This is a genomic window from Roseibium denhamense (assembly GCF_009711415.1).
GTDB classification, from domain to species: Bacteria; Pseudomonadota; Alphaproteobacteria; order Rhizobiales; family Stappiaceae; genus Roseibium; species Roseibium denhamense.
The window spans coordinates 42,416-55,817 of the sequence record NZ_SMLZ01000098.1; the positions used below are offsets into that span (position 1 = coordinate 42,416).

General features: G+C 59.9%; 12 protein-coding genes. 11 read left to right on the forward strand and 1 reads right to left on the reverse strand.

The window, feature by feature from the left end:
* Positions 1-172 precede the first annotated feature (172 nt).
* The 4 genes from E1180_RS06305 to E1180_RS06320 all read left to right on the forward strand — a co-directional run bounded on the left by E1180_RS06305 (position 173) and on the right by E1180_RS06320 (position 5,385).
* A complete protein-coding gene (locus tag E1180_RS06305; protein ID WP_155190324.1) occupies positions 173-2,608 on the forward strand; it encodes a methyl-accepting chemotaxis protein in 2,436 nt (811 codons plus the stop codon).
* A 135-nt stretch (positions 2,609-2,743) separates the two neighbouring features.
* Entirely contained in the window at positions 2,744-3,697 is a 954-nt protein-coding gene (locus E1180_RS06310; protein WP_155190325.1) for a class I SAM-dependent rRNA methyltransferase, read from the forward strand.
* Positions 3,694-4,521 (forward strand): TrmH family RNA methyltransferase, encoded by an 828-nt coding sequence (locus E1180_RS06315; RefSeq protein ID WP_155190326.1) that lies wholly within the window; start codon positions 3,694-3,696, stop codon positions 4,519-4,521. The genes E1180_RS06310 and E1180_RS06315 overlap by 4 nt, the downstream gene beginning before the upstream one ends.
* Positions 4,522-5,385 (forward strand): SDR family oxidoreductase, encoded by an 864-nt coding sequence (locus E1180_RS06320; protein WP_155190327.1) that lies wholly within the window; start codon positions 4,522-4,524, stop codon positions 5,383-5,385. It begins immediately after the preceding gene.
* 462 nt (positions 5,386-5,847) lie between these two features.
* Here the strand turns inward: E1180_RS06320 and E1180_RS06325 are convergent, their stop codons facing one another.
* Positions 5,848-6,483, reverse strand: a complete 636-nt coding sequence (locus tag E1180_RS06325; protein WP_155190328.1) for a peroxiredoxin — start codon at positions 6,481-6,483, stop codon at positions 5,848-5,850.
* Between the two features lie 184 nt (positions 6,484-6,667).
* Between E1180_RS06325 and E1180_RS06330 the strand changes: the two genes are divergently transcribed.
* The 7 genes from E1180_RS06330 (at position 6,668) to E1180_RS06360 (ending at position 13,338) form a co-directional block, all read left to right on the forward strand.
* Positions 6,668-7,129, forward strand: a complete 462-nt coding sequence (locus tag E1180_RS06330) for a YtoQ family protein (protein ID WP_155190329.1) — start codon at positions 6,668-6,670, stop codon at positions 7,127-7,129.
* A gap of 248 nt (positions 7,130-7,377) precedes the next feature.
* A complete protein-coding gene (locus E1180_RS06335; RefSeq protein ID WP_155190330.1) occupies positions 7,378-7,578 on the forward strand; it encodes a cold-shock protein in 201 nt (66 codons plus the stop codon).
* A gap of 66 nt (positions 7,579-7,644) precedes the next feature.
* Positions 7,645-8,958 (forward strand): tetratricopeptide repeat protein, encoded by a 1,314-nt coding sequence (locus tag E1180_RS06340; protein WP_155190331.1) that lies wholly within the window; start codon positions 7,645-7,647, stop codon positions 8,956-8,958.
* Between the two features lie 103 nt (positions 8,959-9,061).
* Entirely contained in the window at positions 9,062-10,663 is a 1,602-nt protein-coding gene (locus tag E1180_RS06345) for a B12-binding domain-containing radical SAM protein (RefSeq protein ID WP_155190332.1), read from the forward strand.
* Position 10,664: 1 nt separating this feature from the next.
* The gene (locus E1180_RS06350) at positions 10,665-11,948 is read left to right on the forward strand and encodes a TCR/Tet family MFS transporter (protein ID WP_155190333.1); all 1,284 of its coding nucleotides are present in this window, start codon (positions 10,665-10,667) and stop codon (positions 11,946-11,948) included.
* An 11-nt stretch (positions 11,949-11,959) separates the two neighbouring features.
* Positions 11,960-12,637: an alpha/beta hydrolase gene (locus tag E1180_RS06355; RefSeq protein ID WP_155190334.1), complete on the forward strand. Its 678-nt coding sequence runs from the start codon at positions 11,960-11,962 to the stop codon at positions 12,635-12,637.
* Positions 12,638-12,738: 101 nt separating this feature from the next.
* The gene (locus E1180_RS06360) at positions 12,739-13,338 is read left to right on the forward strand and encodes a hypothetical protein (RefSeq protein ID WP_155190335.1); all 600 of its coding nucleotides are present in this window, start codon (positions 12,739-12,741) and stop codon (positions 13,336-13,338) included.
* Positions 13,339-13,402: the final 64 nt, after the last annotated feature.

Genomic DNA, 13,402 nt, shown 5'->3' on the forward strand with positions numbered 1-13,402 from the left:
CGAGGAGACGGCATGGGCGTTGTGGAAGTCATCCTGCAGAAGTGGGAATGCTCCCGTCCCCGAAAAGTAGTCGGCACAGATTAAGCAACTTTTCTTGATCGGTTTACGTTAAATTTATCGATGCTCCCCATGATGTAACCGGTTTCGCGGAAGACCTGTTGTGTGGGGACTCATGAACAAAGTTTTGAAATTGCTGACAGACTTGAAATTCGGCTTCAAGGTTGGCGGCGGATTCGCGGCCATCCTGCTGCTTGCCGGTGTGATTGGCCTTGTCGGATATCTGGCCATCAACAGCCTGTCCTCAAGATTTGTGATTGCGGATCGCTCTTCGGCTGCTGCGGCCCAGGTTCAAAGTGTTTCCCTGTCGCGTGAAGACTTCCTGAATGCGCCGAGCCCTGCATTGGCCGACACGACACGCCAGGAAATCGATAAGCTGAATGAAGCGCTTGAGGTCTTGGCATCTGAAGTTGCTTCGGATCCGGACGCCCGCGAACAGGTCGCAAATGCACGGGATGCCGTCACTGGTTTCCGGCAGACCTTTGATGAAGTCGTGGAGCAAAAGAGCCAGCAGCAGCTGCGAATGAACTCCTTACAGGAAAGCGCCATTAATCTTGAGCAGCTGTCCTCCCAGATCTTCGAAGCTGTTGCTGCCGCCGAAAAACAGGTCAGCGCCGAAGTTTTTGCCGCCAACGGCACGCTGGATGATGCCAACAACATGCAGCGCAGCATTTTCGAATTGCAGCAGGAAGTCGCGGCCATTCAGGCAGCTTATCTGAAAAGCAACGGCAACCTTGATGGTGAGAACCTTGAGATTGCGGAAAAAGTTGCGGCGGATCTCGTCGACCGCACACGGGAAATGCGGTACCGGCAAATCGAAGGTATCGAACGCAAAACGGTGTCAAAGCTTGCGAGTGAAACCGGCAAACTGGCCAAGGCCATCGGAAGTATGTCCGAAGAACTTGGATTTGCCGAAGCATTTGAAGCCCGTACTGCCATCGGCACACATCTGGACCAGGTCCTCGTCTACGCCAATGAGATCAAAGCTGCGGCCACCGCGTCCGTCAGCAAATCAAAGGGAACGGTTCTCACCGCCAACACCCGCCTTGCAACAGTTCGCGGCGTCGCCGAATTGGCCATACAGTTGAACGAGCATGCTCTCAGAGCCCAGAAGGAAACCCTGCGCCTGTTCGGCAACATGGGCGACAACGGACCGGACGCTGTTAAGTCGCAAATCATGGCGCTTGCCGAGCTGGAAAAAAAGCTTGTCGAGTATGCTGACACGCTCCCGACCGCTGCCGAGGCCATCAACGGTATTGCCGTGTCCGTTGCATCGTTTGACCGCTCTTTCCAGGAAATGCTCACGACGCAGGCAGAGCTGGACGCCAAGCGCCAGCAGCTGGATACACTCACCCGGACCGTCAGCAACGACATGGCGGCCATTTCCGCCGGTCAGGCCAAAGCGGCAACCGCTGCGGCCGGTTCAGCGGGCATCCAGATTGTCGTAACGGTTCTTCTCGCCATTGCCGGCGGCGTCGGCCTGGCCTTCGTTTTGAACCTTGCCATCACGCGTCCGATCCAGACGATCACCTCCGTCATGAAGCGGCTGGCGGATGGCGATAACGCGGTCGACATTCCGGGCATCCACCGCGGTGACGAGATCGGCGACATGAGCCGGACGGTTCAGGTCTTCCGGGACAATGCCGTCGAGCGCGCGCAGCTGCAGGAGCAAAACTCTCAAGAAGAGGCTGCTCGCCAGGAACGCCAGCAGCGCATCGATGGGCTGATCCAGGGTTTCCGGTCCACCGCCGAAGACGCGCTTGGCTCCGTTGAAACCACAGCCGACAGTCTTGATCAGACCGCACAGGCGTTGACCGAGATTGCGCGGGACAGTGCGGGCTATGCCAGCGAAACCCAGTCCTCGTCCAATGAGACGACCAACAACGTTCAGACCGTTGCAAGCGCCGCCGAAGAACTGGCAGCGTCCATCGGTGAGATTTCCCGCCAGGTGTCGCAGACAACGCAGATCGTCGACAAGGCAACCACAGGCACACGGGTCACCAACCAGAAGGTTGAGGGACTGGCCGAGGCGGCCACGAAGATCGGCGAGGTGGTCACTTTGATCCAGGCGATCGCTGAACAGACCAACCTGCTGGCGCTGAACGCGACCATTGAGGCCGCGCGTGCTGGCGAAGCGGGCAAGGGCTTTGCGGTCGTTGCCGCCGAAGTCAAGGAACTGGCCACCCAGACCTCCCGTGCAACCGAGGAAATCTCCTCGCAGATCACGGAGATCCAGAACGCGACCAAGGAATCCGTGGTTGCCATCGGCGAGATCACCGAAACCATGGCCGAGGTCAACACCTACACCACCGCCATTGCCTCTGCTGTCGAGCAGCAAGGGGCCGCGACGGCGGAGATCTCCCAGAACGTTCAGCGGGCCGCAGAAGGCACAAACTCCGTGTCGTCCTCCATGACGCAGCTCTCCCATGCGGTCGAGCAGACGTCGTCTTCCGCAGACATGGTGCTGTCGGCCTCCGGCGAGCTGTCTGAAAAGACCGACCAGCTCAAGACCGAAGTCGAGCGGTTCCTAACCGAAGTGGCTGCGGCCTAATTAAACATGAAAAGGCAGGCCGAAAGTCCGCGCCTGCCTTTTTTCCTCTCTGCCCCGCCTAATCATTGACCTTCGGCAATCCCGCGACTAAGGCCTCATTCCAGCAGTTCATTGAAAATGTAACGAGAGATTGCCTTGGCGGACACTTCGAGCGCCCTCACCTATTCTGACATCGGGTCTGCCCCGCGCGAGCTCTGGCCGGTTGTTCTGGAAACACGCGGCTGGAAGGACTACCGCCTGCTGGACATGGGCGCGGGTGAAAAGCTTGAACGCTATGGCCGTTTCACGATCGCCCGGCCGGAACCGCAGGCCATGGGAACCCGCAGCTTGCCGGACAGCACATGGTCCCGGGCCGACGCGGTCTTTACCGGAGACACCGACGAAGAGGGGCCGGGCCGCTGGAAATTCGCCGGCAACGTGCCCGAAACCTGGCCGATGGCCTATGGCCCGGTCCGCTATAACGGGCGTTTCATGTCCTTCCGGCATGTGGGCGTCTTTCCGGAACAGGCGGCCCACTGGGACTGGGTCAATGCCAAAATCCGCGCCGAACGCCAGAAGGCCCCGGATAAACCGCTGAAGATCCTCAACCTGTTCGGATATACCGGCATGGCATCGCTTCTGCCGGCCACCGAAGGCGCGCAGGTTACCCATGTGGATGCCTCCAAGAAGGCCATCGGCTATGCCAGGGAAAACCAGGCCATGTCCGGCCTGGAGGATCTGCCGGTCCGCTGGATCTGTGAAGATGCGTCCAAATTCGTCGCCCGGGAGGTCCGCCGGGGCAACACTTATGACGGGATCATTCTCGATCCGCCGAAATACGGCCGGGGCCCCAAAGGCGAAGTCTGGGATATCTACACAAGTCTTCCCGGCATGCTGTCGGACCTGCAGAAGCTGCTCGCCAAGGATGCGCTGTTCATGATCCTGACCGCCTATGCGATCCGCTCCAGCTTCGTCTCGATCCATGAGCTCATGGCGGAGACGCTGAGCACACAAGGCGGACTGCTTGAATCCGGCGAACTGGTCATCCGCGAGGACAAGGGCAAGCGGGCGCTGTCTACCTCGCTCTTTTCACGCTGGAGCAGCCGATGACAGAGCGGCGGCAGGGCGCGGTCAAACAGATCACCAGCCATTCCAATCCCATCGTCAAGGAAATCAAGGGGCTGGTGTCCCAGCGCAAGCACAGAAGCCAGTCCGGCCTGTTTGTCGCCGAAGGCCTGAAGCTTGCCACGGACGCGCTGGATGCCGGCTGGACCGTGCGCTATCTCGCGCTCGGCCCGGAGGCGCGCGACAATCCGGTCGCGCAGAAGGCCGCGGCAACAGCCAAGGCAAGAGGCGCGCTAATCCTGGAAGTGTCCACCGCCGTTTTGGGCGCCATGACGCGCAAGGACAATCCGCAAATGGTTGTCGGCGTTTATGAACAGCAGCTCCTGAGCGCCGATCAGATTACCGTTCCAGGCTCAACGGTCTGGGTCGCGCTCGACCGGGTCCGGGATCCCGGCAATCTCGGCACGATCATCCGCACCGTCGATGCGGTCGGAGGGGCCGGGGTCATTCTGGTGGGCGAGTGCACCGACCCGTTCGCCGTTGAAACCGTCCGGGCCACGATGGGCTCGCTCTTCCATGTCCCGCTCGCCAAACTCAGCAAGGACGCCTTCAAGGGCCTTGCGGAAAAATGGCCGGGCACCGTTGCCGCAACCCATTTGAAGGGATCGGTGGATTACCGCACGCCCGACTATCGCGACCCCGTCCTGCTTGTCATGGGCAATGAACAAAAAGGCCTGGAGGAGGACCTTGTGCCGGCCTGCCAGACACTCATCCGCATCCCGCAAGTGGGCGAAGCCGACAGCCTCAATCTTGCCGTGGCCACCGGCGTTGCTCTTTACGAGATCCGCCGCAAGCATCTGGAGCTTTGAATGAAACGCCTGTTTGTCTTTGGTGCCGGGTTTTCCTCCAAGGCATTCATTGCAGACGTCCGCAATCAGTTTGACTGGGTGGGTGGAACGACCCGCTCGCCCGAAAAGGCCGAGAAGCTCAGGTCAGAGGGCATTAAACCGTTCCTGTTCAATGGCGAGACGCCCGGCGCCGGGATCTCGGGCGCCCTGAAGGATGCAACTCACATTCTGGTCTCCATCGCCCCGGGACCTGACCGCGACCCGGTGCTGAACCAGCACGCTGCCGACATTGTCCGGGCGCGTCCGGACTGGATCGGCTATCTGTCCACGGTAGGCGTTTACGGAAATCACGATGGTGCCTGGGTGGATGAGACCACGCCCTGCCGTCCGGTGTCTGAACGATCCATCCAGCGGGTTGCGGCGGAAAAGGCCTGGTTCAATTTCGTCAAGACCAATGGCCTGCCGGTTCAGATCTTCCGGCTGTCCGGCATCTACGGCCCCGGCCGCAACACGTTTGAAAATTTCAGGAAGGGCAAGGCGCGCCGCCTGATCAAGGAAGGCCAGGTCTTCAACCGGATCCATGTGAGCGACATTGCAGGCGCTTTGAAAGCCGCCATGAGTAAACCGTCCACCCGCATCTTCAACGTGACCGATGACGAACCGGCCCCGCCGCAGGATGTTGTCACCTATGCCGCACAGCTGCTTGGGGTGGAGCCGCCACCGGAAATCGACTTTGAAAGCGCGGATCTCAGCCCGATGGCCCGGTCATTTTATGGCGAAAACAAGCGCGTCTCCAACAAGCGCGTGAAGGACGAGCTGGGCTATCAGTTCAAATATCCGAACTACCGGACCGCCCTCGACACCTTGATCCGGCACTACCGCTGACCGCGCAAAGCGAGCCCCCCTCGGCTCTCATCCCGCACGAGATGCGGGAGCCATACCGAGACATTTCCACTCGATCAGCGGTGCTCGTAGTGAGAGAACGGAGTGGATCCCATGGTCAAGCCATGGGATGACGGGGTGCTGGGAGAGGCCCTGCCACCACCCCGCAGCTGTCACCCCGATCCCGTGACCTTGAGCAAGGAAGACCGATCCCCTGTGTCGCCCCGGACTTGATCCGGGGCCCACTCGCGGTGCCCCTTGCCACAGCCATTGCCGCTTACCTACGGCCGTTCGCACGGGTGTTATCAGAGCGCTGCATGCGAGGCGCAGACTGTGTAATGGATCCCCGCATAAACCGGGGATGACGTTTGAGGGTGTGGCGGGGGCATGCCTTTCCCCCCGCTCCGTCCTCCCATGGCCTGACCCACTGCTGTCTGGTTAGGGCCTCAGCTCGTTTCAGCGCAGTTACTTGGGTTCCGGCACGATCCGCAGATACGGCTTCAAGGTCTTCCAGCCTTCCGGAAACTTTTCCGCAGCCTCCGCGTCGCTGACAGCGGGGACGATGATGACGTCTTCGCCGGACACCCAGTTGGCAGGGGTTGCCACCTTGTGGTTGGCGGTCAGCTGAAGGGAGTCGATCACCCGGATCACCTCATCGAAGTTCCGCCCGGTCGAGGCGGGATATTCGATCTTCAGCTTGATCTTCTTGTCCGGCCCGATCACGAACAAGGACCGCACCGTCAGCGTATCATTGGCGTTGGGATGGATCATTCCATAGGCGGTCGCGACCTTCCGGTCCGGATCGGCGATCAACGGGAAATTCAAAGCCGTGCCTTGTGTCTCTTCGATATCGCCTACCCAGGCGTGATGGTCTTCGACCGGGTCGACGGACACGCCGAACACGCGCACGCCCCGCGCTTCGAACTTGTCCTTCAGCTTTGCCGTCATCCCCAGTTCGGTGGTGCAGACCGGCGTGAAGTCCTTGGGATGGGAGAACAGGACGGCCCAGGCGCCCTCGATGGCCTCGTGAAACTTGACCGGTCCGTCGGTCGACATGGCCTCAAAATCCGGTGCTTCATCGCCGAGTAAAAGTGCCGCCATTTCGTGGCTCCTTGCAAATGTCATGTTTGGAAAGGTGGAACGTGAACCTAAGACTTGGCCCCCAGCGCCCGCCTTGTCCAGTGCAATCGGGAATTGAATTGCCCTCATGCGGCATCTTGACATGCAAGCATCGCCGTCCCAACTGAAACTGGGTTTAAATCCGAAAGACAACAAGAGGGGCACCATGCAGGACTGGACAGTTTATTTATCCGGCGAAATACACACCGATTGGCGCGGCCAGATCGAAGAGCAGTCCCGCGCCCTCGGTCTTCCTGTGCGGTTTACAGCCCCTGTCACCGATCACCCGGCCAGCGACGATTGCGGTGCAAGCATCCTTGGCCACGAAGACACCAAGTTCTGGTACGACCACAAAGGCGCGAAGCTGAATGCCATCCGCACGCGGTCGTTGCTTGCTGCAGCCGACATAGTTGTTGTCCGGTTCGGAGATAAATACAAACAGTGGAATGCGGCGTTTGACGCAGGATACGCCTCGGCGCTCGGAAAATCTCTCATAGTGCTTCACGACCCGTCACTTACGCACCCGCTAAAAGAAGTGGATGCAGCAGCTTTGGCCGTCGCAGAAAAACCGGAACAAGTCGTCCAGATTCTGAAATATGTCATCAATGGAGAGCTGGACCGCACCTGATATTCTTGAAATTAACGAATTCCTTACCATATCAATTCTATCCTAGCGTTTCGGTGAGCGTATTGGCTCGCCCGCACGCCTCCAGCAGCGGCACGTAACGACCTGCCCGGTCCCTATAAACCGGGCAAAAGCCGCCTGTGACGGAAGGCTGCCGCGTTATTAAGGCATATCAGACTGTCATCAATCCGTTGGAAACCCCGGGTAGGGGTCTACGTCGGTTTGTTGCGATAATTTGGAAAGAGACAAACATGAACCATGGTAATGTAAAATGGTTCGACCAAGGCCGTGGAATCGGCACAATCGAACCGGTTGATGGCGAGGACATCCTCGTAGACATCTCCGCACTCCGCCGTTCGGGCATCGACACGTTGAAGGAAGGCCAGCTTGTGGCATTCGATCTTCAGTGGCGCCGCGGACAGATGGTGGCTGAGGACCTGAAAGTCCTCTAAGGTTCCTCACACGAACCACATTCACGACAAGGGCGGTTCGACCGCCCTTTTTTGTTGGGACAAGCCATGCAGCCCGAAGACCGATTGCAGGCCGGGATCAAAGCCCATCAGCGCGGAGACTTGCAGGCAGCGCTTGCAGCCTACAAGGAAGTCCTGTCCGCCGATCCCGAGCATCCCGACGGCCTTCACTTTCTGGGCCTCTTGCACTTTGACGCGGGCAAGTCAGACAACGCGATCACGCTGATCCGCAAGTCCCTTGAAAACAATCCGCTGAACGCCGCCGCCCATAACAATCTCGGCAACATCCTGAAACTGTCGGACCAGCCTGAAGAGGCGCTTGGGGCCTATGTCCGCGCCGTTGAACTGCAGCCCCGGCACGAGGAAGCCTGGGCCAACATCAACATGCTGCTGGAAAGCGCCACGACCAATGACCAGCTGCTGCCGGTGCTGTCGGAGATCGTGCGCCTGGATCCTGACAATCCGAATGCATGGCACAATTACGGTCTGTCGCTGATGCTGGCCGGACACAAGGGGCAAGCCGCCGATGCCCTGGAACGCTGCCTTGCCTTTGGCAACGAGGTCTGGTCGGACCCGGTCTGGCACGCCCGCGTCCTATGCGCGCTGGGGCGGCAGGACCGGGCGCAGGAACATCTGGAAGGCCTGCTGACCGCAGATCCGGACAATACGATCATCCGGTATCAGCTGGCGGCCATCCGCGGGGATGATCTGGATCAGGCACCGCCGGATTACGTTAAGGACCATTTCGACAGCTTTTCCGACAGCTTTGACGAGGTTCTGAAGAACCTTGGCTACCGCGCGCCGGACCTGGTCGCCGCTGAAGTCAGCCGTCTTGCCAAGGATAGACAGACCGGTTTTCAGGACGTGATCGATCTTGGATGCGGCACCGGCCTGTGCGGCCCGTTGATCCGGGACCACTGCGTCCGCCTGACCGGCATTGACCTGTCGCCGGGCATGTTGCGCAAGGCCGCCGTGCTTGATGTCTACGACTATCTTGTCGAGGGGGAACTGGTGGCGTTCCTGACATCGGACCTGCCGACGCAGTTTGATCTCGCCGTCTGCGTGGACACGCTGTGTTATTTAGGCGCGCTGGACGCGTTCATGACCGCCTTGGCGCCCGCCCTGCGTCCGGGCGGCGTTCTCATTGCCAGTGTCGAACACCTCCAGGACGACGATCAAACGTCTTTCATTGTGGATGCAACCGGCAGATACGCCCATTCGATCAGCTATCTCAACAAGACAGCCAAAGAGGCAGGCCTGATCCTTGAGAAAGATCAGAAAGTTACGCTTCGCAAGGAGCTCGGGAAAGAGGTCGAGGGCCTGACATTCCACCTGCGCAAGCCTCACACAATCCCCGCATGACAGGCTGCCAATGCGGAGATGCGCCAATAAACTGTTGCGGGACCGCGCTATATCTCTACTCTCATCACGGAGACGGAAAGCGTAACCAACCATCGAGGCTGACTTGGCAGAGTGCAACGTCTTACTGGTATATCCACGGTTCAATGCCGGATCCTTCTGGAACTATGGCGCAACCTGCGAACTCGTGGGGGCGAAATACCCTGCCCCGCCCCTTGGCCTGATCACCGTCGCGGCCATGCTGCCGGACGACTGGGATGTCCGGCTCATTGACCGCAACACGGATTCTCTCACCGGCGATGATCTGGCCTGGGCCGACATGGTCATGACCGGGGGCATGCTGCCGCAGCAAGCCGACACGCTTGCCGTGATCCAGCGGGCCAAGTCCAAAGGCATTCCGGTGGCCGTTGGCGGGCCGGATGCGACCTCGTCACCGGAAGCTTATGAAGCGGCTGACTTTCTGGTCCTGGGGGAAGCAGAAGGCATTTTGCCGGCCTTCATCGACGCCTGGAACGACGGCGTGCGCAACGGCCGGTTCGAGGCGGAGAAGTTCAAGGCCGATGTCCAGTCCAGCCCGATCCCCCGCTTTGATCTTCTGAAATTCGAAGACTATGTGCAGATCGGCGTTCAATACTCCCGCGGCTGTCCGTTCACCTGCGAATTCTGCGACATCATCGAACTTTATGGCCGCGTTCCCAGGACCAAGTCAAACGACCAGATGCTGGCCGAACTCGACCGGCTTTATGAGCTTGGTTACCGCGGCCATGTCGATTTCGTGGATGACAACCTGATAGGCAACAAGCGGGCCGTGAAACAGTTCCTGCCCGAATTGGCCGAGTGGCAGCGCGCGCGCAACTACCCCTTCGAAATGTCCACCGAAGCCTCGCTCAATCTGGCGGACGACGAAGCCCTCCTGAAAATGATGCAGGATGCCGGCTATTTCTCGGTGTTTATCGGGATCGAGAGCCCGGATCCCGAAGTGCTTGTGGCAACCCGCAAGAAGCAGAACACCCGCCGCGACATCGCCAAGAGCGTTCACAAGATCTATGAGGCCGGGATCTTCGTTCTTGCCGGCTTTATCGTCGGCTTCGACGAGGAAAGCGACAAGGTCGCCGATGAAATCTCAAACCTCATCGAGGAAGCCGCCATCCCGGTTGCCATGACCGGATTGCTCTATGCGCTTCCGAACACGCAATTGACCCGGCGGCTTGCCAAGGAAGGGCGCCTGCATGCGGATTTCGGGATCGATGATCCGGACACGCTGGACGGTGATCAGTGCACGGCCGGGCTCAACTTTACAACCGTCCGCTCCAGGGCGCAGATCCTTGGGGATTTCCAGCAGATCATCGAACGGGTCTATGCGCCGGAAGCCTATTTCAACCGTGTCCAGCGCGTTGCCGGCATGCTGAACATGTCCGGAGCCAACGGATCCATATTCGGCGCAGGCTTCCTGCATGATATAAAAATGTTCGGAAAGCTCGTCTGGGCCATGACTTTCCATGAGACCACCTACCGCGCCCCGTTCTGGAAGACCCTTTTCAAGACCGTGCTCACCAATCCGAAGGCCATCAAACCGGTGATGATGATGCTGGCCCTTTATGTGCATCTCGGCCCGTTCTCCCGGTTCGTGATTGCCCAGATCGACCGGCAGATCGACGAGATCGAAAACGGGCATTGGGAACAGCCGGAACTCGTGGCCGCGGAATAGAATGCCGGAGACGACAAGCGCCGTGGAACCGGCCGGGCCCGTCAGCCCGCACGCGCTGCTGTTCGTCTTCATCACGCTTACGATCAACGCGATGGGCATCGGCCTGATGATGCCGGTCATGCCCGCGCTGATGACGGAGCTGACCGAGCTTCCGGTGAGCGAAGCCGCGCGCTGGGGTGGCGCCATCAGCGTTGTCTATGCGCTCATGCAGTTTTTGTGTGGGCCGACACTCGGCAACCTGTCGGACCGGTTCGGGCGCAGGCCCGTTCTGCTCATCTCGATGTTCGCGATTGCAATCGACTATCTCGTGATGGCTCTGTCCTGGCATCTTGCCATTTTGTTTGTGGCCCGGATCATTTCCGGTATTGCGGGCGCGACCATGTCGGCGGCAACCGCCTTCATCGCCGATATTTCCGCGAAGGAAGACAGGGCCAAGAATTTCGGGCTTGTCGGCGCGGGGTTTGGCGTGGGGTTCGTCCTCGGCCCCATCATTGGCGGACTGCTCGGAGAATACGGCACGCGCGCGCCATTTTACGCAGCCGCGGCTCTCTCATTCCTGAACTTCGTTTTTGGGCTTGTGATGCTGCCCGAGACCCTGAAGCCGGAAAACAAGCGCCCGTTTGACTGGCGGCGCGCCAACCCGTTCGGCGCCTTGAAGCAGATCGCCAAGTATCCCGCCGTCCAGATCCTGATCCTGGGGCTGTTTCTGTTCGACGTTGCCCATTATGTCTATCCGGCCGTTTGGAGCTATTACGCGGAACGGGTCTTCGGCTGGAGCCCCGGCGATATCGGTCTTTCCCTGGCGATGGTGGGGATTGGCTATGCCTTGGTGCAAGGCGTGTTGATCCGCTATCTGGAGCCACGTCTGGGTGTTTCCCGGACGCTTTTGCTCGGCCTTGGAGCAAACCTCGTGGCCTTTACCGGTCTCACCTTCGCGACAGAGGGATGGATGGCCTATGCCTTGATCGGGTTCGCCGCCCTGGGGGCCCTTGCGACCCCGGCCTTTACCGGACTTTTGTCCAACCTGATGCCGGACAATGCGCAAGGCGAAATGCAGGGGCTGATTTCCAGCGCTGCCGGGCTGGCAATGGTCATCAGCCCGTTTGTGATGACCCAGGTGTTCGCGGTTTTTGCCGCGCCGGACGCTGCTGTCTCTCTGCCCGGTGCCCCGTTTGCGCTGGCAGCCCTTCTCATTCTTGCGGTTTTTGCGATTGTCCTTCCTTATCTCCGGCGCACTGCCCCCGCGCCGTCCCCTTCAAGCTCCTCTGAAAACCCAGCAGAATAGACAGTCAGCCCATGAGCGCTCCCCTTCTTTCCGGACCACGCCTTCAACCGGCCAGCGGCGGCCCGGCCAGGCAGCTTGTCGTCATCCTGCACGGCTATGGTGCCGATGGCGCTGATCTCATCGATATAGGCCGGGCCTGGCCGACCGTCTTGCCGGACGCCATGTTTGTAGCGCCCGATGCTCCCTCCGCCCTGCCATCGGATATCCTGGGCGGCCGCCAGTGGTTTCCCTTGAGCGAACGCACACCGCAGGAATACCGGATCGGCGCGGAGGCAGTGCATCCCCTGCTGGATCAATATCTGGATGCCGAGCTGGCCGCGCTCAATCTGCCCGGAGACGCGCTTGCCCTTGTCGGGTTCAGCCAGGGCGCCATGTGCGCGCTCCACTGCGGCCTGAGACGCAAGACCCCGCCAAGCGCCATCGTGGGCTATTCGGGTCTTTTGCCCGGAGCGAGTACCGGTGGCGGCCAGCTTGACGGCATCCAGACCTCCACGCCGGTCCTGATCGTTCACGGGGCCCAGGACGATGTTGTGCCCGCGTATCATGCAGATGCAGCCGGCCAAGCCCTCTCGGCTGCAGGCGTTGCCAACACGGTCCATGTCTATGACAACCTCGGCCATTCAATCGATGAACGGGGCATGCGCGCTGCCGGCCTTTTCCTGAAAGAAGCCTTTGGGATGCCGGGGTAAAGTTATCCCGGATTTGGAATAGTTAATGTGCCGTTAACTCTTTTGCAGGATGGTTGAGGAAATGATGGCCCAGAACAGGCCGGTTTCCAGGGACCACCGCCATGCAAATCTCGATTGAGACCACCACTCAAAGCACGAGCATTCTGTCTGCCTCGTTCGGGAACAGCGCGCTCAACACCGCCGATGACAAATCCTCCGGCGGCGCGCCTTCCAAGAGTGACACGACCGAGGCGCCGGCTCTTTCGATTCTGGAGGCTGCAAGCAAGCAGGCGGAGGAAGACGCTGCTGTGATCGCCACCTTGCGCCAGGCGGTGGAAGACGGGCGAAACGAGGACGAAGACGGCGGCAACGAGACCGCACTGGCCACAATCGAGGATTATCAGAAGACCGCAGGTCAGCTGAAATCCGCGCTTGGCGAGGATGATCCGGCCGGAAACGTGTCCGTTGCCTATGAGAGTGCGACCATCTCCACAACGACCATTGAGGCCGAGATTGGCGGCGAGACCTTGACCGCCGAGTTCGTCTCCTTCGAGCGCGTTTCCTTTGACAACGAGACCGGATTGTCCGTCCGCTCAGCGAGTGCGGCCTCCATCGATGGCGAATTCGGCAACGGGTCCTTCAGCTATGAAAGCGCCTCCGTCAGCCAGCTTTATGCCGGCACCGGCGAGCAGTTCGCCAACCTGACGGGCCTGACCGCATAACTCCGCGGTCGCGGGCGTGCCCTCCCGCCCGGCTAGAACCGCTATCCTCCCCTCCTCTATCATC

Excerpts from the sequence above, each read along its gene's own strand:
- E1180_RS06305 (WP_155190324.1), top strand. The coding sequence starts at position 173 with ATGAACAAAGTTTTGAAATTGCTGACAGACTTGAAATTCGGCTTCAAG.
- E1180_RS06315 (WP_155190326.1), top strand. The coding sequence starts at position 3,694 with ATGACAGAGCGGCGGCAGGGCGCGGTCAAACAGATCACCAGCCATTCC.
- E1180_RS06320 (WP_155190327.1), top strand. The coding sequence starts at position 4,522 with ATGAAACGCCTGTTTGTCTTTGGTGCCGGGTTTTCCTCCAAGGCATTC.
- E1180_RS06325 (WP_155190328.1), bottom strand. The coding sequence starts at position 6,483 with ATGGCGGCACTTTTACTCGGCGATGAAGCACCGGATTTTGAGGCCATG.
- E1180_RS06330 (WP_155190329.1), top strand. The coding sequence starts at position 6,668 with ATGCAGGACTGGACAGTTTATTTATCCGGCGAAATACACACCGATTGG.
- E1180_RS06335 (WP_155190330.1), top strand. The coding sequence starts at position 7,378 with ATGAACCATGGTAATGTAAAATGGTTCGACCAAGGCCGTGGAATCGGC.
- E1180_RS06340 (WP_155190331.1), top strand. The coding sequence starts at position 7,645 with ATGCAGCCCGAAGACCGATTGCAGGCCGGGATCAAAGCCCATCAGCGC.
- E1180_RS06350 (WP_155190333.1), top strand. The coding sequence starts at position 10,665 with ATGCCGGAGACGACAAGCGCCGTGGAACCGGCCGGGCCCGTCAGCCCG.
- E1180_RS06355 (WP_155190334.1), top strand. The coding sequence starts at position 11,960 with ATGAGCGCTCCCCTTCTTTCCGGACCACGCCTTCAACCGGCCAGCGGC.
- E1180_RS06360 (WP_155190335.1), top strand. The coding sequence starts at position 12,739 with ATGCAAATCTCGATTGAGACCACCACTCAAAGCACGAGCATTCTGTCT.